This is a genomic window from Pseudoalteromonas peptidolytica, from assembly GCF_012641745.1.
GTDB lineage: Bacteria > Pseudomonadota > Gammaproteobacteria > Enterobacterales > Alteromonadaceae > Pseudoalteromonas > Pseudoalteromonas peptidolytica.
The window spans coordinates 121,254-146,777 of record NZ_WEHZ01000007.1 but is presented as its reverse complement, the minus strand read 5'-3'; the positions used below and the strand labels follow the sequence as shown (position 1 = coordinate 146,777).

General features: G+C 42.8%; 22 protein-coding genes and 1 pseudogene. 9 read left to right on the top strand and 14 right to left on the bottom strand.

The window, feature by feature from the left end; all coding sequences use genetic code 11:
* Positions 1–62: 62 nt before the first annotated feature.
* A complete protein-coding gene (locus F9Y84_RS06750) occupies positions 63–3,047 on the bottom strand; it encodes a TonB-dependent receptor (RefSeq protein WP_147388857.1) in 2,985 nt (994 codons plus the stop codon).
* A gap of 600 nt (positions 3,048–3,647) precedes the next feature.
* A complete protein-coding gene (locus F9Y84_RS06745) occupies positions 3,648–4,379 on the bottom strand; it encodes an AraC family transcriptional regulator (RefSeq protein ID WP_128731265.1) in 732 nt (243 codons plus the stop codon).
* A 157-nt stretch (positions 4,380–4,536) separates the two neighbouring features.
* On the opposite strand from F9Y84_RS06745, the gene F9Y84_RS06740 reads away from it, so the two are divergent.
* The 8 genes from F9Y84_RS06740 (at position 4,537) to F9Y84_RS06705 (ending at position 13,293) form a co-directional block, all read left to right on the top strand.
* The gene (locus tag F9Y84_RS06740) at positions 4,537–5,697 is read left to right on the top strand and encodes a Gfo/Idh/MocA family protein (RefSeq protein ID WP_147388856.1); all 1,161 of its coding nucleotides are present in this window, start codon (positions 4,537–4,539) and stop codon (positions 5,695–5,697) included.
* Positions 5,698–5,704: 7 nt separating this feature from the next.
* Positions 5,705–6,760 (top strand): sugar phosphate isomerase/epimerase family protein, encoded by a 1,056-nt coding sequence (locus F9Y84_RS06735; protein ID WP_147388855.1) that lies wholly within the window; start codon positions 5,705–5,707, stop codon positions 6,758–6,760.
* A gap of 14 nt (positions 6,761–6,774) precedes the next feature.
* Positions 6,775–7,992 (top strand): MFS transporter, encoded by a 1,218-nt coding sequence (locus F9Y84_RS06730; RefSeq protein WP_147388854.1) that lies wholly within the window; start codon positions 6,775–6,777, stop codon positions 7,990–7,992.
* A gap of 171 nt (positions 7,993–8,163) precedes the next feature.
* Positions 8,164–8,859, top strand: coding sequence for a 3-keto-disaccharide hydrolase (locus F9Y84_RS06725; RefSeq protein WP_147388853.1), 696 nt, complete (start codon positions 8,164–8,166; stop codon positions 8,857–8,859).
* Positions 8,859–10,541: a GMC family oxidoreductase gene (locus F9Y84_RS06720; RefSeq protein ID WP_225740687.1), complete on the top strand. Its 1,683-nt coding sequence runs from the start codon at positions 8,859–8,861 to the stop codon at positions 10,539–10,541. The genes F9Y84_RS06725 and F9Y84_RS06720 overlap by 1 nt, the downstream gene beginning before the upstream one ends.
* Positions 10,541–11,293 (top strand): gluconate 2-dehydrogenase subunit 3 family protein, encoded by a 753-nt coding sequence (locus F9Y84_RS06715; RefSeq protein ID WP_125254090.1) that lies wholly within the window; start codon positions 10,541–10,543, stop codon positions 11,291–11,293. The genes F9Y84_RS06720 and F9Y84_RS06715 overlap by 1 nt, the downstream gene beginning before the upstream one ends.
* A gap of 65 nt (positions 11,294–11,358) precedes the next feature.
* Positions 11,359–12,222, top strand: coding sequence for a sugar phosphate isomerase/epimerase family protein (locus F9Y84_RS06710; RefSeq protein WP_225740686.1), 864 nt, complete (start codon positions 11,359–11,361; stop codon positions 12,220–12,222).
* Between the two features lie 243 nt (positions 12,223–12,465).
* Positions 12,466–13,293, top strand: coding sequence for a hypothetical protein (locus F9Y84_RS06705; RefSeq protein ID WP_147388852.1), 828 nt, complete (start codon positions 12,466–12,468; stop codon positions 13,291–13,293).
* A 313-nt stretch (positions 13,294–13,606) separates the two neighbouring features.
* On the opposite strand, the gene F9Y84_RS06700 is transcribed toward F9Y84_RS06705, so the two are convergent.
* From F9Y84_RS06700 to F9Y84_RS06685, 4 genes are all read right to left on the bottom strand, one after another.
* Entirely contained in the window at positions 13,607–14,737 is a 1,131-nt protein-coding gene (locus tag F9Y84_RS06700) for a serine hydrolase domain-containing protein (RefSeq protein ID WP_147388851.1), read from the bottom strand.
* Positions 14,738–14,870: 133 nt separating this feature from the next.
* The gene (locus tag F9Y84_RS06695) at positions 14,871–15,620 is read right to left on the bottom strand and encodes a type 1 glutamine amidotransferase domain-containing protein (RefSeq protein ID WP_128731405.1); all 750 of its coding nucleotides are present in this window, start codon (positions 15,618–15,620) and stop codon (positions 14,871–14,873) included.
* A 269-nt stretch (positions 15,621–15,889) separates the two neighbouring features.
* A complete protein-coding gene (locus tag F9Y84_RS06690; RefSeq protein ID WP_147388850.1) occupies positions 15,890–16,894 on the bottom strand; it encodes a hypothetical protein in 1,005 nt (334 codons plus the stop codon).
* A gap of 50 nt (positions 16,895–16,944) precedes the next feature.
* Complete coding sequence (locus F9Y84_RS06685) at positions 16,945–17,346, bottom strand: VOC family protein (RefSeq protein ID WP_147388849.1); 402 nt, start codon at positions 17,344–17,346, stop codon at positions 16,945–16,947.
* 92 nt (positions 17,347–17,438) lie between these two features.
* Here F9Y84_RS06685 and F9Y84_RS22105 point away from each other — a divergent pair.
* A pseudogene (locus tag F9Y84_RS22105) lies at positions 17,439–17,555 on the top strand (IS110 family transposase); the annotation flags it as partial.
* Positions 17,556–17,583: 28 nt separating this feature from the next.
* On the opposite strand, the gene F9Y84_RS06680 reads toward F9Y84_RS22105, so the two are convergent.
* The 8 genes from F9Y84_RS06680 to rpsP form a co-directional block, all read right to left on the bottom strand.
* Positions 17,584–18,045, bottom strand: a complete 462-nt coding sequence (locus F9Y84_RS06680) for a GNAT family N-acetyltransferase (protein WP_147388848.1) — start codon at positions 18,043–18,045, stop codon at positions 17,584–17,586.
* Between the two features lie 590 nt (positions 18,046–18,635).
* Positions 18,636–19,163, bottom strand: a complete 528-nt coding sequence (locus F9Y84_RS06675; protein ID WP_147388847.1) for a hypothetical protein — start codon at positions 19,161–19,163, stop codon at positions 18,636–18,638.
* Between the two features lie 172 nt (positions 19,164–19,335).
* Positions 19,336–21,345, bottom strand: coding sequence for a methyl-accepting chemotaxis protein (locus F9Y84_RS06670; protein ID WP_147388846.1), 2,010 nt, complete (start codon positions 21,343–21,345; stop codon positions 19,336–19,338).
* Between the two features lie 695 nt (positions 21,346–22,040).
* Positions 22,041–23,189, bottom strand: coding sequence for a bifunctional chorismate mutase/prephenate dehydrogenase (tyrA, locus tag F9Y84_RS06665; RefSeq protein WP_147388845.1), 1,149 nt, complete (start codon positions 23,187–23,189; stop codon positions 22,041–22,043).
* A gap of 212 nt (positions 23,190–23,401) precedes the next feature.
* A complete protein-coding gene (gene rplS / locus F9Y84_RS06660) occupies positions 23,402–23,761 on the bottom strand; it encodes a 50S ribosomal protein L19 (protein WP_125254081.1) in 360 nt (119 codons plus the stop codon).
* Positions 23,762–23,794: 33 nt separating this feature from the next.
* Positions 23,795–24,562 carry a tRNA (guanosine(37)-N1)-methyltransferase TrmD gene (trmD, locus tag F9Y84_RS06655; RefSeq protein ID WP_128731398.1) on the bottom strand — a complete coding sequence of 256 codons (768 nt, stop codon included), beginning with the start codon at positions 24,560–24,562 and terminating at the stop codon, positions 23,795–23,797.
* Positions 24,562–25,095: a ribosome maturation factor RimM gene (rimM, locus tag F9Y84_RS06650; RefSeq protein WP_125254079.1), complete on the bottom strand. Its 534-nt coding sequence runs from the start codon at positions 25,093–25,095 to the stop codon at positions 24,562–24,564. Before rimM ends, trmD begins: the two co-directional genes overlap by 1 nt.
* A 17-nt stretch (positions 25,096–25,112) precedes the next feature.
* Complete coding sequence (gene rpsP / locus F9Y84_RS06645; RefSeq protein ID WP_017216164.1) at positions 25,113–25,361, bottom strand: 30S ribosomal protein S16; 249 nt, start codon at positions 25,359–25,361, stop codon at positions 25,113–25,115.
* Positions 25,362–25,524: the final 163 nt, after the last annotated feature.

Sequence of the window (25,524 nt, the reverse complement as noted above, 5' to 3'; positions counted from 1 at the left end):
TGTTTCTCGTTGTACTGACACGACTTCACCCGGTTTGCATTACTTTATGGTTATCGCCAAAGTTAAAATCGGTAGGTGATCCCGGCATAGTAGCGCTGCCCGGTGTAGCTGCTGCTGCGCAATCTCGCTTTAGAATCTTCACCATAAAAGGTTCTCGGTTCTTCTTTGGTTAGGTTGATCACAGACGCGGTTAGGATCAGGTTTTCCATCAAGTTATAAGAAGCGTTCACATCAACTTGTTGATATGGTTCCTGATATACAGTGAGCCCGTCGGCAAGCCCCAAAGCGGTCTCTCCTCGGCGGTTATATGATGCTCTGACACTGAAAGTGTCATTCTCGTAATAGACGGAGAAGTTAAATTGATTATCAGCACTACCGACAAGTGCAGACTCACCGACCTTTTCACCGTCTACGCTAATGTCTGCCTGATTGGTATCGTTTAGGGTGTAGTTAACGTTGAGACCAAAGCCATTATCGAATGCATGTTGTGCAAACAGCTCTACTCCCCGAGAGGTTGCGTTTGTACCATTGGCGGTGGTGGTAAACGGCGTGACGGTAATATCACCCGGCGGCACAATTTCAACACCGGTAAAAGGGTTATTAAAGCCCTCAAACGGCCTTACTGAGGTAATGATCAAGGGCACGATAAAGTTATCTACGTCTTTGTTGAATACCGCAATGCCAACCGCAGATCCTTCGCCATAATAATACTCCGCAGATAAATCCATCTGTACCGATTCAAATGGTTTTAGCGCTTTGTTACCACCTGCGCCGCGCCATCCAGGCTCCACAGGGTTGCCTCTAAACTCGAGCCTGTCGTCTGCCCATTCTTGAGAGATAAAGGTTAACTGCTCGGGTGCTCCCATGTCGTTGAACGGGGCTCGAGACATCGTTTTGGCGATAGCACCTCGTATAACAAGATTGTCGCTGGCATCCCAGACAATATTGAAGCTAGGTAAAAATTGCGAGTCGGTTACGGTACGCACGGTGGTGGTTTCAACGTCAATAAGGCGCTCATCACCTAAGATATCTTCTTCGGTGACATCATCAATGTCATCTAAAAAGTAGTTAATTTTATCCGATGACATAATCTGCGTTTCAGTCTCGACATAGCGTACCCCGATGTTTCCTCTAAAATCTCCAAAAGAAAAATCGGCTTGTAGATAGGCGGCCATGATCTCTTCTTCTATGTCGAACACAAAATCAGGCTCACGGCGCGTGTGCTTAACATATTCACTGGTCACGATTTCGCGGTATCTATCCCAATTGATCGTGGGCATGGTATTTACTTCAAAACCGCCTGGGATATTTTGTTCAGACGTTGTATTCAAAATATCTTCCAGTTTTGGCATACCACCAATCCACTGGTAAGACACCTCATCAATGGCACCTTGACTGAATGGATCAAGCTCGCCACTGGCAATTCTGTCAGCCCCATCTTGAGTGATGAAGAAGGTGTTGTTGGTTTCGCGGTGCAGTGTCGCTTTACGATATTTAGCACCAACATGCAGCGTATCAACGATGCCGTACCCGACGCGATAATCAAGGTCTAACTGGGCATAGTCCTCTTCTAAGTCACTGACGACAAAGCTTGAACCTGTCGAACCCGGGTCGGGATCGCCGGCAATACCAGCCTGAAGGTTAGACAGCAAAGCGGGATCGGCGTACAGCGACACTCTGTCGCCTAATCGCCACCCAGCAAATGAAGCGGCGTTTTCAACCTGTCCAGAATCGCTGCGACTCGCAGGTTGGCCGCTTTTATACGCCGCGCTCCAAGATTCTGAAGGGCCTCCGCTGGCTTCAGTGTGACCAAATTTACCACGTAAATCATATAAATCACCGGCATATTCAAAAGCGAAGTCGTAGGTATCCGAGGTGTCTTTTTCTACCGTGTAACTACCAATGATCCAAGGAAATTCAAGATTCCCTTCAGTGCCACCAGCGCCACTGGTAAAGTCCATGCCTGTCACAATCGTACCGGTTTCGTCTAGGGTAATACCGGTAAGGTAATCTGGGCTGTACTTCCACTCTGGGATCCACATTTGTGACGTGGTGCGATTTTGCCCAAGCTCAAAATGAAAATGATTGAATGTTAAAGATAAATCGTCTACTGGACGCCATTGAATGGTGGCTTGTAACCCCTGACGTTCACGTTTTTCTTTGGTTACCCCAACACCTGCAACTTGCGGTGCCCAAACACCATCATAAACGTTACCATAAGCATCTTCTAACGCTGCAAATCGACGTGTACTATCAGCAATCACATTGCCCGCCGTGTCCGCCGCTGGCAATTCTGAACTTGTTGCCCAACGCCAACCGCCACCGCCCGACATATCACCGCCTAAAGACCGGTTGGTGCGGTCTTGATTGGTATAACCAACTAGCAAGCCAAAGGTTTCTTCTTCGTTCTTCCAAGAATAAACGCCGCTAAAATTAGGCTCGTACTCTTCAGTCACATCAGCGTAGGTATATTCAACATTTAACGCCCCAGAATTTGCCTCCATATCCAGTGGTTTACGGCTGTGTAGAATAACCGTGCCGCCGACCCCACCTTCATCTAAACGCGCCTCAGAAGATTTAAACACTTCAACCGATTGCACCATGGTAGACGGCAACAAAGAGTAACTAAAAGAGCGCGACGGCGAGCCCGGAGAAGAAGCAATAAAATTGCCGTTTAACTGCGTAAAAGTAAGATCAGAGGAAAGGCCACGAATACTGACGTTTTCCCCTTCCCCGCCACTACGAGAAATCACCACACCGGGTACACGTTGCAGTGAATCCGCCACATTTTTATCGGGAAACTTGCCAATATCTTCTGCTGTAATGGCATCCACAATCGCGTTTGATAAACGCTTAATCGCCAAGTTTTCAGCCATAGATGCGCGGATCCCGCGCACCTCAATCGTTTCGATTTCCTGTGCCTGCTCTGTTTCGGCTTCTTCAGCCATTGCCCAGTTAGTCGCTGATAATATCGCAAGAGCGAGTACAGACTTGCTAAATTGCCGTGAATTTCCTGCTGCATGGCTTCTGTTATTATTATTGGCCATTACTATCTCCAAATTTTTATTTTTATAAAATCATGCGTCCCTTGCTGCTCCATGACGGATGATCTTATGACAACCCTTTTTGGCTTCCTTAAAGGGGGGCAACCAATTGTAATACTCGTTCAGCATAGTGAGTGCATTAACAAAAGTGATAATAGAATATCGGTTTGGAATAAAACAAAATCGGCGTAAAGGTTAAAAAAGATGCAAACCTTCATACGCTTCATTACCGAAGAAGTATGCGCTATATTCACAAAATATGACGATATTGGATAGTTTTGTATCAGGATGGGAATAGATAACCGTAAGAAAAAAAAGAAGAAATAAAAGACTCCTGAACTTCACTTGCCCAACTAAAATATTTAATTCCAATAAATCAAACAAAAAGAATAAAATGATTCTGGTAAAAATGGTACGTATGCCAACTTTGGGTTCTACTAGTCTGTAAAAGCTGATCACTCAAAAAAGAGATAAAGTGCAGTAACCACTAAATAGCCTGAAGTGCTAATAACAAACCTATTAACGCTTATTGTAAACAACAATGGTTTACGCCCCAAAAACCACGTTCTGCACTAAATCTAACGCTGCTGGCGCTGCAACTCCCTAGTCGACTGATGCTAATTTTTTGCGTAGCTGTGAAGGAATATCACCAAATAATCGACGAAATTGCTTACTAAAATAACTAGGCTCTGAAAAACCACATTGATAGGCAACCTGCGACACAGGTAAACGGGTTTCAACTAATAGCTTTCTGGCATTTTCTAATCTGACTTCATTAATAAACTGGTTTGGGGTTTTTGCTAGGTGCTTTTTAAACCTACGCTCTAGTGCGCTCACGGAGAGGTGAGCTACGTCTGCTAATTCTTCGATACAGATATGACGATGATAATTGGTGCGAATAAATTCAACAGGAGCTTCGATTGCTCTAACATGAGAGAGCGCCTTTGACGTTTTTTCAAGATGCCGAGTGACACCATATGTACCCAAAGTCTTACCATTTTCATCTAATAGCACATGCTTAGATGTAGAAAACCATGCCAAATCACCGCTACTCGTTTGATTTAACTCTAGTCTATCTGTCACTATGTACCCTTCCATCACCCGCTTATCATCATTTACATATTGAAATGCCAAATGTGGTGGCGAGAAGTCGAAATCGGTTTTGTACAATATTTGTTCTAATGCTTTATAACCTTGGTGCTCAACAAACTGTTGATTCGCGTGCACTATCCTACTGTCTGTATCTTTCACCCAAAAAAGAATATCTGGGATCAAATCAAACGCCGCTATTAGTTGATTGACCCCAGCTTGAGTCAAAATGCTTTGCTCTATCACACCCTTTCCCATCTTAACAAAATGAACTAAACCAATTTATTTAAACGCCGATTTTGTTGCATTGTCAACCGAATTTTTATTACCGCTAAGGTATAGCACTTTCCTATTATCAATAGCATCAGATCAACTCACCTTGATAACTCGATGGAGCTAAACAATGGATAATTGCAAAATCCGTATGGCCATGGTTGGTGGTGGTGAAGGTGCTTTTATAGGCGCTGTACACCGAATTGCAGCACGTTTGGACGGCCAGATAGAATTAGTAGCAGGCGCTTTTAGCTCAGATCCACAGAAAAGTATAACAATGGGTAAACAGCTAGGGTTAGCACCAACACGTTGCTATGATGACTACCACATGTTATTGCAATCTGAAGCTGCGCTTCCTGAGTCTGAACGCATTCATTTTGTCGCTATTGTGACACCAAATCACCTGTATTTTCCGATAGCGGCAAAAGCTATCGAGTATGGCTTTCATGTATTAAGCGACAAGCCTGCAACGCTGAATTTGTCCGAAGCATTACAACTACAAACCTTATTACAACAGACAAATTGCCTGTATGGGTTGACTCATACCTATACAGGTTACCCCATGGTGAAAGAGGCACGCCACCGTATTGCCACAGGAGAACTAGGTAATATTCGTAAAGTCGTTGTTGAATACAGTCAAGGATGGCTTGCAAGTGAAGATGACGAGCAAAGTAAACAAGCAAGTTGGCGCTTAGATGCGAGTCAATCTGGGATCAGCTGCTGTATGGGTGATATTGGCGTACATGCAGCCAACCTCGCCGAATATGTAAGTGGCTTAACTATCACTTCTCTTTGTGCCGATTTAAACACCGTTGTTTGTGGGCGCCAGCTAGATGATGACGGCACGGTATTATTACGTTTTGATAATGGTGCAAAAGGCGTGCTACTAGCAAGTCAAATAGCACTTGGTGAGGAAAATAATCTCACGTTAAAAATCTATGGCGACAAAGCCAGTATCGAGTGGTCACAAATGGAGCCTAATAGCCTCTGGCTACGCATGAAAGATGCACCGGCTCAGTTACTCCGTACAGGAGCCGGCACGCTTTGCCACGCCGCGACCAATGCGACCCGTGTGCCAGCAGGTCACCCTGAAGGCTATCTAGAGGCCTTTGCCAATATTTATCTTAATTTTGCCATGCTTATTCAAGCGCGCCAGCAACAACCGGATGTCCAGCCAGAAGACTTTGACGTACCGAGTATTCAAGCGGCAGTTCGCGGTATGGCATTTATAGAAAACGCAGTTGCTGCCAGTGCAAAAGAAACCAAGTGGCACCCTTTTAACATCGGATAAAATACACATGAAACAAATCAAAGGACCGGCAATTTTTCTCGCGCAGTTTGCTTCTGAGCAAACACCATTCAACGACTTTAATAGTATTTGTCAATGGGCAAGCCAATTAGGTTACAAAGGGATCCAACTACCTAGCTGGGAGGCGCGATTATTTGATTTAAGAAAAGCCGCTGAAAGCCAGGATTATTGCGATGAAATTACTGGCATTGCCAATGAGTATGGCCTTACTATTTCTGAGCTATCTACACACTTGCAAGGTCAGTTGGTTGCCGTACACCCAGCATATGACCAGATGTTTGATGGATTTGCACCAAAAGAGGTGCATGGTAAAGCACAAGCAAGAACACAATGGGCTGTTGATCAATTACTGCTTGCAGCCAGTGCGAGTGAAAAGCTAGGGCTAACCGCTCATGCCACTTTCTCAGGCGCGCTGCTTTGGCATACTGTTTACCCTTGGCCGCAAAGGCCCAGTGGACTTGTTGAGCAAGGCTTTGAGGAGTTGGCTAAACGTTGGCTGCCTATTTTGAACCGTTTCGATGAGGTAGGTGTAGATGTGTGCTACGAGCTTCATCCCGGTGAAGATTTGCATGACGGGGTCACCTTTGAGCGCTTTTTAGCAGCGACCAATCACCACCCCCGAGCCAATATTCTTTATGATCCGAGCCACTTTGTTTTACAGCAATTGGATTATTTAGCATTTATCGACATCTATCATGAGCGAATAAAAGCATTTCATGTAAAAGATGCCGAATTTATCCCCAACGGCCGCTGCGGTGTATACGGCGGATACCAAGGATGGCAACAACGGCCAGGACGGTTTCGTTCATTAGGTGACGGACAGGTCGATTTTAAAAAAATATTCAGCAAGTTAACACAGTACGGTTTTGATGGCTGGGCGGTGTTGGAATGGGAGTGCTGCATTAAACATCCCGAAGATGGCGCCAAAGAAGGGGCTGAATTTATTAAACAAAACCTGATCAGACCCACAGAGACAGCCTTCGATGACTTCGCAGGCAGTAGTACAGACACCGAGCGCAATAAGCAAATACTCGGTTTAATATAAACAGGACAGCGACCATGAAAAATAACAATTATAATCGTATCGTCTTCCATCTTTGTTGCCTAGCATTGGTTGTGACGTCAATGACATTTGCGATCCGAGCGGGTATTTTAGGACAGCTAGGCGGACAATTTGGCCTTTCCGACACGGAGCTGGGCTGGGTAAACGCGATGGCATTTCTAGGCTTCCCTATAGCAACCATGCTCGGTGGTGCTATTTACAACGCCATCGGTGCCAAAAAGCTTATCGCTTTAGCCTTTTTTTGCCACTTTGCAGGGTTGGTTTTGACCATTACCGCAGATGGTTTTTGGCTTTTGCTCATCTCGACCTTTTTGATAGGCTTTGCCAATGGCTCTGTAGAAGCTGGCTGCAACCCGCTGATCGCTGAAATGTACCCCAAAAATACAACCACCATGCTTAACCGTTTCCACGTTTGGTTCCCAGGCGGCATAGTGATTGGTGCTCTGGCATCGAGTGCCATGACGACATTGGGCTTTAATTGGCAGTGGCAAGTTGCTTTGATATTAATTCCAACGCTGATTTACGGTGCGATGATGATCAAATCACAATTTCCGGAATTTGATCGCACAGATCATTCTACCACCAGCAACCTTAAACACCTGTTCTCGCCATTATATCTATTTTTAATCTGCTGTATGACCTTAACAGCAACAACCGAGCTTGGTACACAACAGTGGATTGAGCGTATTTTAGGAGCTTCTGGCGCATCTCCAATGATGATCCTTGCACTTATCACAGGACTTATGGCATTGGGCAGATTTTTTGCAGGGCCCATTGTCCACCGCTTTAACCCAACGGGCGTACTGCTCGGCTCTGCTGTATTAGCAACGGCTGGTATTTTTATGATGAGTCAAGTGCACGGAGCAGCCGTTTACCTAGCCGCCATCTTATTTGCTTTGGGTGTCACGTATTTTTGGCCAACGATGCTGGGCTGTGTTGCAGAGTACACACCAAAAACGGGGGCTCTGGGCATGTCTTTGATGGGGGGCGCTGGTATGTTTGCCGTTAGCATGTGGAATCCTGTAATTGGCAGTTGGATTGATTCAGCAAGGCGTGAGGCGCAAGCCGCAGAATTAACGTCACAGCAATCTGAACTTATTGCCGGTCAAGCAGTGCTTGAAAACATCCTGTTATTTCCAGCGATTCTAATTGTGGCTTTTATCGGCCTTTATCTTTATATCAATAAAAATAAGCGCGTAGAGAAATACGCGTAATACCAATTCGCTTAATTAAGCTTGCTATTTTGAGGTGAAAAAGCCTTGCCGATAATAAGGCGAAAATTGTTCAAGCAGCCTGCGTTAGGTTTGCGCCTTCAAATTGAGCAAGTATTAAGACTAATTGGTACAAGTAGCAACAAGTAAAAAGTGAACAAACGAGGTTCCATTATGCTCAACTCTATAAAAATGCTCACGCTGGCGTTGACTGTTAGTTGTACCGCTTGTGCGAGTACCACTGATAATCAATTGAGCCAACAAGAGCAACAAGCGGGATGGCAATTGTTATTCGATGGCAAAGACATGTCTCATTGGCGTAACTTTAAACGCGACACTCTTGACCCAAAATGGCAAGTGAAAGACGGGGCAATGACGTTAACGCAAGGGGGCGGCGGCGACATTCTAACCAAAGAAATATATCGTAATTTTGAGTTACAGCTCGAATGGAAAGTGTCAAGAAAAGGCAATAGTGGGATCTTTGTGCTGGTCGATGAAATAGGCAGTGCAATTTATTCACGAGCACCTGAAATCCAGATCTTAGACAACGAAGAGCACCCTGATAACAAAATCGACTCTCATCTGGCTGGCTCTATCTTTGACTTGATTGCCGCACCAAGTAAGGCACATAAGCCTGCTGAAAAATGGAATCAAGTACGTATTAAAATGCTAGATAATCACCTCCAAGTATGGCAGAACGGAGTCAGTACCACCAGTGTGGTGATAGGTAGCAGTACATGGAATACCCTAGTCAAAGGCAGCAAGTTCGCGACATGGGAAGGATTCGCTGAAGGCAAAAAAGGCCATATCGGTCTGCAAGACCATGGTGACCAAGTTTGGTTTAAAAATATCAAGATCAGGGAGCTTTAATGATGGCGGAATTTAACCATAAAGTACTCGTCGTTGGCTCCGGTGCAGGTGGTGCAATGGCTGCATACACCCTGGCTAAGCTTGGACATAAGGTGTTGATGCTAGAGGCCGGTAGAAATTACGATCCTAAGAAAGAAACCCCCATGTTCCGTCGCAATAGCGAAGCACCTTTGATGGGAGCAGGTAACAAAGATAAAAACTTTGGCTTTTACGATGCAACCATTGATGGTGGCTGGCAAGTGCCTGACGAACCCTATACACACGCTGAAAATACCGACTTCTATTGGTGGCGAGCCCGTATGCTTGGTGGCCGAACTAACCATTGGGGGCGCTATTCGCTGCGCTTTAGTGAACATGACTTCAAGGGGAAAAGTCGTGACGGTCACGGGGCTGATTGGCCATTCGAATACCAAGATATTGCACCTTGGTATGATAAAACCGAGGAAATAGTTGGAGTCTGTGGCACGAACACTGGGCTTGATGATATGCCCCCCTCTGCTCCGGGGATCTTGCAGCCACCGCCCAAACCAAGAGTACCCGAGCTGCTTGTTGCCGCTGCGGCTAAAAAATTAGGGATCCCAGCTGTGCCCATGCACCGCGCAGTGCTTACCCGTAGTAAAGGCGATCGCTCAGCTTGCTTTTATGCGACGCCATGTGGCCATGGCTGCTCTATTGGCGCGGCTTTTCAAACCACCACTTCACTAATTCCGATGGCAAAAGCTACGGGCAACCTTGAGGTGATCACCGACGCCATGGTGAAATCAGTGACTACGGATGAAGAAGGTAAGGTTACCGGCATCACTTATGTCGATAAAAAGTCTGCACAAGAGCACGCTCTTAACGCCGACGTTGTCATACTCGCTGCCAGTGCTTGTGAATCTGCACGTATTTTACTGAACTCAAAACATACTAAACACCCTAATGGATTAGCCAACTCTAGCGGCCACGTTGGACGGAATCTGATGGACTCCACTGGTGCTTGGCTTGGTGCGCAAATACCCGCGTTAAAAGGCCGCCCTCGTTATAACGAAGATGGCCATACCGCCAACCACCTATTTATTCCTTGGTGGGGCCACAAAGCACAAGAAAAAGGTGAGTTAGCCTTCCCTCGAGGCTACCATTTTGAAATTAGCAGTGGCTTTAGGGAACCGGGCTCTGGCGTTTCAGGCGACAAGCAAGGTTATGGCCCCGAGCTAAAGCAGCAAGTACGCGACGCGTATGGCTCTTATGTTGGATTTGCACTACGCGGAGAAATGCTACCTAACCCAGATTCTTACATGGAAATTGATGAGAGTGTCAAAGACAAATGGGGGATCCCAGTTGCCAAATTCCATTTCAAATGGTCTGACAGAGAGCTAAAGCAAATTGAACACGGCCTTATAACCGCAAAGCAAATCCTTGAAACCATGGGCGCCAAGGTCGGCGAACTACCTCCTGCGGAAAAGGCTATTTCAAAAGGGGGTGAGATCATTCATGAAGTCGGCACCACAAGAATGGGCAGTTCACCCAAAGATTCCGTCACCAACCAATGGGGCCAAACTTGGGACTGTAACAACCTATTTGTAATGGACGCAGGGGTCTTTGCTTCAAACCCGCATAAGAACTGCACCTTAACCATTATGACTTTGGCGATGCGAAACTCGACTTGGCTGGCTGAACAGATTGATAAAGGAGTGCTGTGATGAATACACCTGATAACCTTAACCCTTACAGATATGTTTCAGGTATGACGCGCCGCGAGTCATTAAAATGGTTAGGCTTGCTTGCAGCAGGCTCAGCGCTCACCGTGACCGCAGGTTGTAGTAAAGTGGTAGAAGAGACGATTACGCCAAATGCTGGACACTGGCCCGATGTTGATATTAAACCCGTAACAGCTAAAGGATATGGTACAGATCCCAACATGGTGATCCCACCAGAATCACCATGGCCATTAACCTTAACTGAAGCACAACTTACCTTAGTGGCTGTCCTTGCGGATTGGATTGTGCCAAAAGAAGAGAGCCATCCGTCTGCCTCTGAAGTACAAGTGCCAAGTGTTATTGATGAATGGGTAAGCGCGCCATACCATGGCCAGCAAAAAGACCGAGTAACAATATTGCACGCATTAGCTTGGATTGATGATGAATCACAATTACGCTTTCAGCAGCAGTTTGTCGCGCTTGCAACCGCTCAACAGCAAGCAATAATTGATGACATTGCGTATTTTGATAAACACACGCCAGAGCAATTTCAACGAATTGGTAAAGCTTTTTTGCGCTTCAAGGATCTCGTCCTCGGCGCTTATTTCTGCACACCAGAGGGCTGTAAGGATATTGGTTACCTTGGAAACGTGCCAATTGCAGGCGATTACCCTGGGCCGACTGCCGAAGCCAAGGCACATCTAGATGGCGTACTGGCCGAACTTGGACTAAGCCAGTATGCGTACCGTGACTAACCCTTGAGTCATTTTGTTATGACGAATCGAAGCAGAGTTTATCTCTGCTTTTTCTTTTGGAGTAGATGATGTTTGTTAAAAGCACAAAACGATTAACGCAGGCACTACTGTTCATTGCTTTAAGTTTTATCTCACCACTGTATGCCAAGCCAGCTCTGCAATACTTACCTATAAGTGTTCAGTTATGGTCGGTAAAAGATGAATTGACAAAAGACTTTGACGGTACTTTGCAAGCACTTGCAAGCATGGGATTTGAAGGTGTTGAATTTGCCGGAAACTTTGGCAGCTATACCGATAACCCAAGTAAATTAAAGCAAAGACTAGCTAAACTCGGCTTAGTTGCGAGCAGCGCGCACGTCGGCTTTGACGCGTTAGCTGAAGACAAACTAACAAGCACCCTGCTCTTTTACAAAACCTTAGGCGTATCTACACTCTTTATCCCTTGGGATGAAAGAGCGTGGAGTAACAATCATGTCCCAACATTTGTAAAGCAACTAAACCACGTGCACCAAGTTGCCAAACGTTACGATATGAAGATCGGATTTCATAATCATGAAAAAGAATTTAATGCGTACGCTGCTAGCACTTTTTGGGATTACATCGCCACCAATACCCCCAATGACTTGCCACTACAGCTTGATGTTGGCTGGGTGAATTACGCAGGTAAATCAGCCCGCGAATATGTTAAGCGATATGCAGGAAGAACTGTATCCACCCATATTAAAATACGCACGCACCAAGGGGACGGCAAAAGTCCAATTATTGGTGAAAACGCGTATCCGTGGAAAACGCTCATCCAAACTATGCAGCAACACGGCGGCACGCAGTGGTTAGTGATTGAACAAGAAGAATATCCAAATGGCCTGACACCACTAGAAAGCGTCGCCCGTTCAAAAGCGAATTTAGATAAGATATTAGGTGAGCAATAAGCTGGAATAAATCTACTTGTAATGGTTAGCTAGAGCTGTCACGCTGGGTTAATCAAACCTGATTGTTTTCATTGTTTTAAGCGTGTGTGGGGTGACAACTTGCTAAGTTGTGGGTAACTACCGCGACACTCAAGCCAACCGAACAAAAATGCCAAAGGTTAGCTATCAACCTTAAGCAATTTTATTATGCTTCAATGTGTTATAGTATCACTTTGGTTATTAATTAAGAACACTGTGAACACTATGACAAAGAAAATCACCCGTAGCTATACCGAAAAAGATCTGAAACGGCTGGTTGCATCAGCAGGAGGTCGATGTTCTTATCGTCACGAAGGAGAAATTTGTAAAAGGCTACTAATTAGTAACAACTCTGTGGTTGGCGAAAAGGCTCATATTGAAGCGATTGGTAAAAAAGGAGCACGTCACAACCCAGATCTATCAGAAGCTAAAGTCAACAGCTATGACAACCTTATGTGGATGTGCCCTACACACCACACTATGATTGACAAACTTGACAATGAACATATTTATACCGTTGACGTACTCAGAAAGATGAAGAAGGCTCATGAAAAGGACATTGATCAAGGCAATTACAGCACAGGAGCAACACTGTACGATACTGTCATTCATGACTACACCGCTCTCAGTACTCTGTTTTATTACGTCGATATAAACAAGCTCTATTCCAGCTCTATTGATTTACCGCGCTTCTGCGGTGTTCATTTTGGTGAATTAAATGAAACGGTTAAAAACTACAAGCTAGGATTTGGGAGTTTCGGTTTACAAGATAAGTACCTCAACAAGCTATTCACCAAACTTTTAGATTCAGAGCGAATGCTATGGAAAAATATAAAAAACACCTTCGATATTGACTCTGTATTAAATGGTGATAACCCAATAGAAAAATTTTCTTGCCAACTTCGAGACGGTAAGAGCTCAAGATATATAGAGTGGATCAACTACCTAACTTGCTGCTATCAAGAAAATGTTGATATTTTTGTACATGCCGTCCGAAATAGATACCCAGAAATACTGTTTGCTCCAATTTTTGAGTCATCTCCTGAAGCATGACCACTCATTAGCGTGTATTCCTGAATACCTCATTTATCCACAAGTAAAAATTACAACCTCAACACATAAGTCACCTTTACCTTGGGCTTTAAAACCCACGAGGAGTCAAAGTTTGCTACAATTTTCCAATAGCTTGACCCCTCGATGATCTTTAACCCAATGTCTAAAGAGAGCGTCAGCAACCACCGTACTTTGATCTGGCCTATATACTGACTTAATTTTCAATGCTATAGGTTCGTATATCATTAAGGCGTGCTAAGGCCGTAATAAGCGGTGAATAATTGTTGACTACAACGTACAACGAAGCCAGCGATTACAGCTCAGACTTTAAAGCTTTTTTATATTCAATTAAATGGTCAAAAACCTTATTTGAAATAGCTTCTAACTTTGGTTGAGTATTTTTTCCAGCTACATTGGTTGCAATGAAAATACCAATTTTTTTCTTCGGATAAATGGCAAGCCAGCTAGATGTGCCCATTGAACCACCACTATGGTATAGAACTTGTTCATTTGAATCATAGTTATTTGTGTACCAAAAAAATGCCATACCATGACCCGTCCAACTTTCATTCAGAAGTTGATGAGAAATAGCTACCTCAGGCTCTGCCGAAAGTTGGTGTTGAATATACTGCGTGATAGATTCAACGTTTGTAGTCAACCCTCCCCCAGCAAAACTATATGCACTGGACAGAGGCACTTGTTCACCATCTCTTATACCCACAGTAATTTCGCCTGGCTTAAAGTGAGTGCCTCTAAATTTCGTGTGCTGCTCTTTAGACTTAGCTGTGATGAATTCAGAAACCAATAAAGCAAAAGGTTTTTGATAAACAGATTCCAGAATATACCCTGCTAAATTAGTACCAACGCTTGAATACAAATAGTCCTCACCAGGTATAGAATTCAGCTTTACTTTTTTAAGATCCTCAAAGTAATTATCTCTGGAATAATTTGACATTTTTTCAAAAGCAACTGCAACGCCTTTAGCTTTGTCTTCACTGTTGTAAGCAAACTCTTGTGGGAGACCACTTGTGTGAGTCATAAGGTGTCGTAATGTTATATATTGATTAGACAGCTCTAAATTTTTGTATTCATTATTTTTGAGGTAATGACGAATATCTTTATCAAGCTCAACCTTCCCATCCTGAATGGCTTTAGCAACAACTAAACCGGTATAGGTTTTAGTTATAGAGGCAATTTCATATATTGTCTGGTTATCAGGTGTATCTCCATTCCTTAACGTCCCTAAGTGATATTGGTAAGTATTCTCTGCATCTACAACAGAAATTGAGACCACCTGCCCAGGATTGTCATCAATAAATTCTGTGATTTCCGCTTTCGTATTGGACTCAAAATTAATGGCATCATAACTTGCGCAAGAAGCCAACACTGCCATTAATGAGATGACAAATATCAATGATACAGACTGGGTTATTAATCGATTCACAAAAACTCCTAAATTTGAAGTGTAACCGGCATCTAGCGCTCTAATCAGAGACAACAAAATAACTGGTTAAAATTAGCATCAAAGAAGCAATACCAACCGTTTATTGTTCTTTGAGTTGGCTTGCTAAGCACTGTTACTGCTGCTTTAAGATTATCATTTCCTTTGCGACAAGTGCGGCTGAGGGCAAAAACATTGTTGAGATAACCCGTTGATCTGCGATCACTGCGTGTTTATTTTTTAGTGTTTTCTTATTTTGAGCGATAGCACCATTCTTATTAAGCTGACTTTCAATAAGAAAAGGCAAAAGTGTTCCTTGCTTTGCCCATGGCTTAGATAGTTCTGTGGAGTTAGGGAATCCTGCTACTTTTTTCCCTTTCACCAAAAACTCCCCATTAGATAATGTCACGTTTGCAATACCTGCTGAACCATGGCCACCAACACCGACCATACCACCTGACTCATAGATGCTACTTATAATGGAGTGAATTTTTTTATTATCTGCAACGTCAAACATGACACCGTAGCCACCACCGATGAATACTCCCCAATAGTCATTCGGTTCAATTTCAGAGGGTTTGAGTGAATTGTTTGCTTTTTCTAAGAAGCCCTCATATTTGATGGTGTAACTACTTATCCCTAGCGGATCCATCATGAACTTAACTTCACCACCATTGGGTGATACAAAATCAACTTCAAAGCCGTGGCTAACAAAAATATGATACGGAGGTGCAAATTCCCATAAGTTGTTTCGTGCATCATGTTTTTCAGGGTCTCCCATATCTACCATATTAGAAGCCACCATTAGTATTTTCTTTGTAGGCGCTGCTATGGCGCTGGTAGCAGATAAGGCTGCTGCTAGCATAATAGCGATAAAGAATTTCATAGTTTTCCTTTATAAATAACTAAAATCATTCTTTAGACGAGGCAAATGAGCAAAAGGTTTAAATGCTGAATTAATCTGGGAAATTAATGCCATCGTGACTAGCTAAAGTGACCTAGTGCGTGATTATTACTCATGTTTACATTGCTTAAATGTTGATAGTGAAAAGGCGAAGTGCCTGTCAGAAAAGCGCAAGTGATACGATGGCATACTCTGTTTAAGGACGATATACCACGTGCATTATCTAGAAGTTTACGGCAATAACGTCGACTTTAACGAACGGCTCCCAGCCGTGATGCCTCAGTTGATAAAGTTGAGATAAATTGTTCGGCATTATCTACCCCAATGAAAACACTTTTAACACTCCCCACTGGTTCTACCAGTGCAATTTCAACATTAGGGAAACCCGAATAGTTATAGCGCTTTATAGACTTAGAGCGCCCCACAACCCCTGTACTCTTCTGAATTTTTGCTATTTTACTTAACGGTATAACGAATGGCTGATAAAGGCCGTATCGAATGAATAAATGATTTCCCACCAAAGAAATAGGCCGTTTTGCAACAGCACGGTACTCTGCAAAGAAAAATACCAAGCTAAATATCGTCAGCAAAGTGACGATATTTGCCGCAAACGGAGACCAGATAAAATGCAGCAATAAATGTGCAATTGGCACTTCAAGTGCAATTAAAAAGATAAAACCAAGCAGATTGCTTTGTGCCCCATCTTTGTTGTGATACGTGAAGTGCTGCTCGCCACTGAAGTTTTTTGGCTGCACTCGCTTAGAAAAAAGCGCATAGGTCCACATTCGGGTTTCAAAACTCAGTAACTTTGCAACAGGGCCGTCACCAACATATTTTTTAATCGGTTTTTCAATGGCTTGGTCGGGGTCTTCAGACTTGCAAATGGCGGCTTTAATCGCAAGGTATACAGTTAAAATTGCAGCCAGTTCAAAAGCAAGCGTGATAGCCAATAAAACGTAGCGCCCATTTTCAAGATAATGCCAAATTAGCTTACTTTGTTCGGGAATAATGTAACTGCCGATAAGTACAGCCAAACACACTAAAATAACCGACTTTAAGAAGGCTTCTTTTCTATCTTCTACACAAAAAAAGCAGATAATTGGCAGCACAATCAACGCATCTAAAAGAAACAACCATTCAAAATTTGCACTGCCATAATCATTAAGCGAGCCATTAGATTGGTAATAGAATCCCCACCATAACGAAATACAAACAAGAAATATTAGGGGCAATTTTGACTTAATGGAACGATTCACCGATACCTCCTTATCCAAACCTCAGGTTATGTACGTGTTACTTAACGACTCTATGTTAGTTGCAGTAAATCCCACTTGTTACCATAGAGATCTTGAAATACCACTACTGTGCCATATTCTTCAATTCTTGGTTCTTCATTAAATATAACACCTTGTGCCTTCATTGACTCATAGTCACGCCAGAAATCATTTGTTTGTAGAAACAAGAATACACGACCACCAGTTTGATTTCCTACTGCTTGCATTTGTTCTGGTGTACTCGCTTGAGCCAACAGTAAGTTCGTACCATTGGAGTTTGGAGGGGAGACTTGAACCCAGCGTTTACCGCCTCCTAAATCGCTATCTTCAACTAGCGTGAATTGAAGTTTTTGCGTGTAAAACTCTATCGCATCATCGTAATTTTCAACGACTAAAGCGATGTTTCCGATTTGCTGCTGAACCGTGTTAGACATGATCTTTTCCACAATTTTAAGACTTTTTAAAAAAGCGCATAATACCCGGTTAAAGTGTAGGCAGTCTAATAACAATGTGAGGTCAACATTAAAAATTGGTGGTTGCAGGAAACCAAAAAATTGCACTGATTGCCTGTGTTAGGAAGATAATTGTGATCTTAAATTCGATACTCAGAGACGGGATAATGTGGCAAGCACCACAAGCATAAAATTAGCTATTGACGCCATGGTCTCTTATTAGACACATAATTCAAGTTCCATATAAATACTCAATGGATCATATAGATAGCTTCCAAACTGTTTTCTTTTTCTAAAACCAAGTTTTTCATACAGATTGATTGCCTCAGACTGCTTGATACCTGTTTCGAGCCTTATAGCTGGGAATCTTTCTTCTTTAGCATACGCTATCAGAGCATTCATTATCGATTTCGAAATTCCTTTACCACGATAATTTGGCTTTACGTAAATACGCTTTAATTCACCATAAATACCATCGTTGCATTTACGAACAATTGCCCCACAACCTATAACTTCCTTACCATTTTTGACCCCGATAAAATAAACATCGTCGCTCATTAACTCTTCAATCGACAACAACTGATTGCTTTCCTGAGGATAAAGCGTGTTCATCAAGTCGTCTATCTCATTTACAACCGACTTCACACTTTCGGACTTAGGATCTAGTTCAATTATTTCCATATTCTTCCATGCTACGTTTGGCGCTCAACTGCTCATTAGCGTGTACTCTTGAATATCTCACTTATCCAAAAGATAAATAAAAATGAAATTTAAGTGAGCTTTATTTAATAATTTTAGAAAGTTAACAGTCGATGGTTAGAAATTCAATACACAAATTGCCCGCTACACACAAAAGCGACTTATCCGAGCTATTAGTTGGCTCGTTAAGAACAAGTTGCATCTCGCTGGTATTGTATTATTGACCTTAAGCCAGATAACAACGGGGATCAGCATCAAAAAACTGTTGTCGCCAAGCGATAAGCTTACCTGCACTTTCAAATATCCGTTTTGCTGACTCTTTGTGCTCTAAAAAAAGCAATTTGAATCTGCTCAAAGTTGATAATATCGGCAAGTCTTGTCTGCATTGCTAAATTTTGTGGTGAAAAATTGAAAACGTCATAACAACCAAGTTTAATTGCAGCTTATCTAAACTTTGAAGGACTTTGTTTAAAAGTTCGAGAAAAGGCCTCAGCACTGTCACACTTGGTTTCAAGTGCGGACATATTGGGCCTTTCATGACGATATGGTGGTCTATTAGCCAAATTTCATGCTCAATCTACATTGACACGTTTGTCACATTTTCCACTAACTTCGGCAGCCTGCATGATTTGGCATAACTGGTCATTTACCCAAGACAACGTAACTACATACCCGACATCATCCATAGGCTCCTCAAATATTTCACAACGCCCTAAAGAACCGATGGTTGTCATTACCTCCCCAGGTACTCGTGTATTCCAGTGTTTATATAACTCGCTAACTTCACGGCAGTACTGGATAAAACCGCTGCTTTGTAGAGTGTCTTCTGAGAAATCACCTGCTTGCATCAAGTTTTCTAGATTAAGCAGCGGATCGATAAAATCATAGTAAGCAATATACTTCCCATACATTTCTTTACGATATTGTTCTTTTGCAGTCCAAATACCTGTTATGAGAGCTATAGCTGCCACTCCAAAAGCAAGCCAGCCTACCCCTGTGACTTTTCTAATTCCTGACTCGGCAGAATTCCATGTTTCACCACGAATAGACAACACTGTAGCTAAAAATGCTAATAATGGGACTAGAAAGCTTGCAAACATTGCTATTTCCCTAAATCTGCTAAACATAATGATTTTATGGTGCTAGCCTCTGCATTTCCTAATGGGAGCTAGCAACTTTATAATAGAGTAGATAACGAATACCCACGTCAAACTTTATTGATTTATAGCCAAAATGATGGTGAATATCGGCATTAAATTTTTACAATCGTAACTAACACTCTCTTTTACGATGCTTTCCTACTTGGCTCACTTGATATTGAGCAATGAGCTTGTCCATCACTTTAGCTGCACTTGCAATATCACGTGCGGCAATGCTTATCTGCTCTGCACCGGATACATTTTCCGTGGCTTTTTCAAATATTGCAGAGATATTTTTGCTGACCTCATCAATTGCATTGCTTTGTTGTTGCGTGTTGTTTGAAACAGACTCTGTGACTAACTCTACTTGTTGTGCCTGTTCAACAATTTGTTGCAAAGCTATTTTGATCTCTTTTGCACGTGCCGCAGCTTCTAGCGCGTTTTCTTTGCCCTGAGTGATAACATTGGATGCTTCTGATGAACTACTTTGAAGCTCAGATACTAGCGCGGAAATTTCTTCAGTCGAGTTTTGAGTACGACTGGCAAGGCTGCGCACCTCGTCTGCAACAACAGCAAAACCTCTTCCTTGTTCTCCAGCCCTTGCAGCTTCGATAGCTGCATTCAATGCCAATAAATTTGTTTGCTCAGCAATACTTCTAATCATATCAACCATCGATGAAATACTACCCACTCGATTGTTCAGTTCATCCACCGTAGTTGCGGATCGCTCCATATCATTTGATGCTTGCTGAATAACATTTACAGCATCCTCCACAACTTGCTGTCCTTGTAAAGACTCTTGTGTCACAGTTTTAGCTGCGGTGGCATTTTCATGCATGGAGCTTGCAATGACTTGTATGTTAGCGCTCATTTGTTCTGAAGCGGATGCAATAGTTTGGATCCCTGATTGTTGACTAATTAGGTTATCTTGGCTTTGCTGAATGGCGGTAGCTGTCTCTTCTGACGAATTGGTTATACCCATTGAAACTCTAGCAAATTCAACCAAATCGTCCTCAAATTGCTTCGTTAGATTGTTAATGCTTTTTGCTGATTGCCCTAACTCATCCTCGGTGACTACTTTAATTTCATGACCTAAGTCTTTTTTGACTCGAGCAATTTCAATACCCTCAGCAATCATTGCTGATTGTTGCTTACGCAGACGAATCGCAAAAAACAATGCTGCAGTAATAAAAAAGCCAACAATTAATATGATAAATTCTATTACCAAGACCAACACGGCATGCTGTTGGATATCAATAGCTGTTCTATCAACCAATGTTAGTGCTTTTTCTTCTGCCTCTTTTAATATGTTGATTCGCTCTGTCGCAGCTTTAAACCATGCTTCAGCGCTGAGATTAAAGCCATCATTTTTATCAGCAACACTTTGTCTGAAGACGTCAACGGCGCGCATGGATGAATGATTCAACGCTTGTTTGAATAATTCACGCATTTGTGGAGGAGAGGCTTCTAACGCTTCTTCAAGGTATACGGCTTGTTTGGTTATCAGAGCAACATATTTGTTTTTCAGTGAAGGTGTAAATGTATTAGCACTAAGCACATTAGACAAAACTGCGCGCTCTATACCAGCTGATTCCTTGGCATTTGAAAAGTTATATATTGCGACTAATTCAGTAGATATAGTGTGATCGTTGCTCAGTCTCGAGGCCTTGATAACGATATGTAGAGCCTTTAGGTTAATATCTGTGTAATACTTTAGCGCTTCTGAAATAGGCATAGAAAGAGAATCGATACTAGAACGTACACTAGATAAACGAGATAATTTACTCTCAAACTCTATCAGCTCTTGTGCCATTTCTGGCATAAGATCCCACTTTTGCTGTTGTTGCTTTAGTTTTGCAATTGCACTATCGGTAAGATTACGTTGCAGCCTTAAGTTTTGCTCAAACTTAAGACCTTGAGAGCCAATGAAGCCTGCTGATGCTCCCCGCTCTTTTTGTGTTTCATGGATCACATTTAAAACTGCATGGCTCAAAAAGGCATTATACTCTGCGTCATATGCGTCCTTCATTCTTTTAGCAGATACTGATACATCATAAAAAATGACAGCGCCAAGTAACATACATGGCATCAATACCATTAACGTCATATGGCTGGAAACAACACGAGCGAGAGATTTAAACATTATGCCACCACTAAAAGTTGGAGTAACAAAAGATTTAACAGCGATGATGACTATACGTTCACCGTTGCATACAAAAAAACAGCCGGAATAAAAGATCAGGATGGCGAAATATCACCTCTACATGTCATGCAAAGAGATATCGTTGAGTGTTGTAAAGAGACAATCTGGCGATTATAAGCGCTGAAAAAATATAAAGGCATCATTGATTCTACTTCAAACTTATTTATCTTGTTATAGTCTCTAGAAGTGTTTGTTGTCAATAAATGCAAGGCTAACCCTTACAGATAATTAACCTTTTGGACTGATAATTTAATATAGTCTAAATAAAATGATACTGTAGTCATCAAGTTAGCGGTAACTTACGCAAGTTACTCGGAAGAAACTTTTAGAGTAAATGCTATCTATAATGGTTTAAAAAATTCAAGTTTCTAGTTAGAGAACCACGAGAAATATTTCACCACAAACCCAAGATACCCAGCAGTAATTACGCACTCTGAAGCTATGATGTTTGTCATGGTAAAAACACCCTCATGTACAAATCAATCACACCTACGCAACATTCGTTTGCCGTGATCGAGTCGTTACTACTTTGCCCTGAGAACAAACAAAGTATTACATACCAGCTCAAATTGTTGTCCATAATGCTTCGGTGTAAAGCGATAATGTTTAACTCATTGAACTGGCATACCTAAAAGCTAAATACTTTCCTCATAATCCAACACTTTAGCGTCATTGGCTTTGTTAAGCAGGCCTCGGCTTTGTGATAGAAAGTGTTTCGCGCTTTCTGAGAAATACTGTTTGGCCTCTGAAAAAGACTGCATTAGGCCTTCTTTGTCGCCCTGCTGCAACTTCGTCAGTGTTTGTTCGAAGGTATCTTGATAGCTTGCTAAAAGCCCTTCAACATCATTAAATTGCGCAAGCATAATATCAGAGTAAAGCTCTGGCGATTGCGCAAATAGACGCCCGACCATCATCAATTCTAATTGGTAAATTGGCGATGAGCAGCTTCTTAGCTCCTTCAGTGAATGGCATTGCTTAGATAAAAACTGCCCGTATACAAAAGTGGTTAAGTGGCGCATAACTTGGATAATCTGCATAGATTGATCATGCTTTTTAGCGTCCATTTGCACCAGCTGGCTTCCCCAAATTCTCAGCTGTTTGATTAGCCCTTCACACTGTTTTGGCATGCGTCCTTCACACACAACTATAGTCTGTTTAACCCAATGTGATATATCAGGGCCGAACATTGGGTGCAGCCCCACAACAGGGCCGCTATGCTTGTTCAACAGCACTTTTAGCGGCGCCTGTTTCACCGAGGTAATATCAGCGAGAATACAATCATCAGGTAGCGCAGGCAGTGCATTAACAACTTGCTCTAGTGCGTTAATTGGTACGCTCACCAACACCAGTTTTGCATCATTTAGTAACGCAGTAGCCTCTGATTGATTATCTTTATCAAGTATTCGTACCTCATAACCGGAGCGTTTAAACTGTTTCGCAAACAGTTTACCCATGGCACCTTGACCCCCAACGATCACAATAGGTGACATTATTGGTGCTGCACACGCAAGCTCACTTTGTTGGTTTTCGTAGGCTTCTCGCATCATTCTGCGCAGAATATCCTCGACAAGATCAGGGTTAACCCCTTTGTTCTCGGCTTCTACACGGCGTGCTTTGATAAGCTCAGCCTCGCGCTTTGGCACGTGCAGTGGCGCGCCTTTTTGCTGTTTTATTTTTCCAACTTGCTCGGTCAATGCTTTGCGCTTTGCAAGTAATGCGACAAGTTCGCTATCACACTCATCTATTGCAACGCGTATTGCTTCTAAATCATTAGCCCCATTCATGATGTAAACTTATATATACGGTAGTAAATTAAATAATACACCGAGTCTAACAAGAAGTAAGCCGCATTAAAAGTAAGCTACCATGAAAATATCATGACAAAAGATGTGATATGAGAGTGAGTATTTACAGAATGGGAATAATGAGCAAGGCTAAAACCAAAACAGGCCGCATATAGCGGCCTGTTTTATCTGCATTTGATAAATGCGACGTATTAGTTAAGTTTCTCTTTAATACGTGCAGATTTACCAGAACGCTCACGTAGGTAGTAAAGCTTAGCACGACGAACCGCACCACGACGCTTAACTGTTACGCTGCTGATAAGAGGGCTGTGCGTTTGGAATACACGCTCAACACCTTCACCGCTTGAAATCTTACGAACAGTGAAAGATGAGTGTAGACCACGGTTACGCTTAGCGATTACAACACCTTCAAAGGCCTGTAGACGCTCTTTGTTACCTTCTTTAACGCGTACCTGTACAACAACTGTATCACCAGCGCCGAACGCAGGTACGTCTTGCTTAAGCTGTTCAGCTTCAAGCTCTTTAATAATATTTTGGTTTACTTTTGCCATTTTATTTCTCACATTCCTAGGTGTAACTGTCTTCTAGCCACAAGCTTGGTCATTCTCTTGCTGAAACTCAGCAAGTAATGCCGCCTGCTCCTCAGTCAGAGCTAGGTTACGCAACAAGTCAGGACGACGTTGCCAAGTTCTACCCAAAGACTGCTTTAAGCGCCATTTGGCTATTTCTTGGTGGTTTCCGCTGAGTAATACAGCAGGCACCTTTTTATCATCCAATGTTTCCGGCCGAGTATAATGAGGACAATCTAACAAGCCATCCGAAAATGAATCTTGTTCAGCTGATTGGTTGTGACCTAGTACGCCTGGCACTAATCGTGCGACTGCATCAATTAATGTCATGGCAGGTAACTCACCGCCACTCAGTATAAAATCACCAATGGACCATTCTTCATCTATAAAAGACTCGATGATCCGCTCATCAATACCTTCATAACGACCCGCAACTAGTATCAATTTTTCAGATTTCGCCAATTCTGACGCACCTTGCTGATCTAGTTTTCGCCCTTGAGGGGACATATAAATTACTTTAGCACCATCACCTGCTGCCGCTTTGGCATCAAGAATGGCTTTTTTGAGAGGCTCAACCATCATTAGCATTCCAGGACCACCACCATAAGGTCGGTCATCCACAGTTCTATGCTTGTCAATGGCATAATCTCGGGGGTTCCAGCAATTAAACTCAATCAAGCCGTTTTTCACAGCTCGACCCGTTACGCCTTGCTGAGTTATCGCATCAAACATTTCAGGAAAAAGTGAAACCACCCCAACCCATAGCTTTTGCTGATCACTCATTAAAACGCTGGATCCCAATCTACAGTAACTTTTCTCTCTTCATGGTTAACGTCCAAAATAACAGAGTCTGTTAAGAATGGAATTAACCTTTCAGATTGCCCAAACGCATCTTTTTTGTTTGCTTTCACAACCAAAACGTCATTTGAGCCTGTCTCCATCAAGTCATCGACTACGCCTAAGTCGTAACCTTTATTTGTTACGACCGACATGCCAATAAGATCTCGCCAATAAAACTCCCCTTCAGGTAATTCAGGAAGCTGCTCAGCATAAACAGCGATTTCTGCATTGGTATAAGCCATTGCCTCATCTCTGTCGTTTACTTGCGCAAATTTAGCGATATATCCCTTGTTGTGACGACGCCAGTCGCTCACTTCAAGGTTTTGCCATTTACCTTGTTGCCCTATCAACCATGGGCTGAAATCGAAGATCCCTTGGGGATCATCAGTAAATGAATGCACCTTAAGCCAACCCTTGATGCCATAAGGAGCACCAAGCTTACCAACAACGATTGTCGAGGTTTTACTTTGACTCATGGTTACACTTACGCCTATTAAGCCGCTTTACGAGCGTCTTTAACCAGCTTAGCAACGCGATCTGAAAGAGATGCGCCTTGACCTACCCAGTGATCAACACGAGATAAATCTAAACGTACTTTTTCTTCCTGACCTGCTGCGATCGGGTTAAAGAAACCTACTTTCTCGATGAAACGACCGTCACGCGAGAAACGGCTATCCGCAACCACGATTTGATAGAATGGACGCTTTTTAGCGCCGCCACGTTGCAAACGAATAGTTACCATACCGTCCTCTACATAGATTGACTGTTTTCATTAATAAGTTTGTACTTCCCACTACGGGAAGCTCGGGCATTTTACGCATTTTCACGCGCAATGCAAGTAAATTCCAAAGCCAAGCGCAGATTTCGCTCAGCAAAACGCAAAAGTAAAGTTTACCTCAGCACTA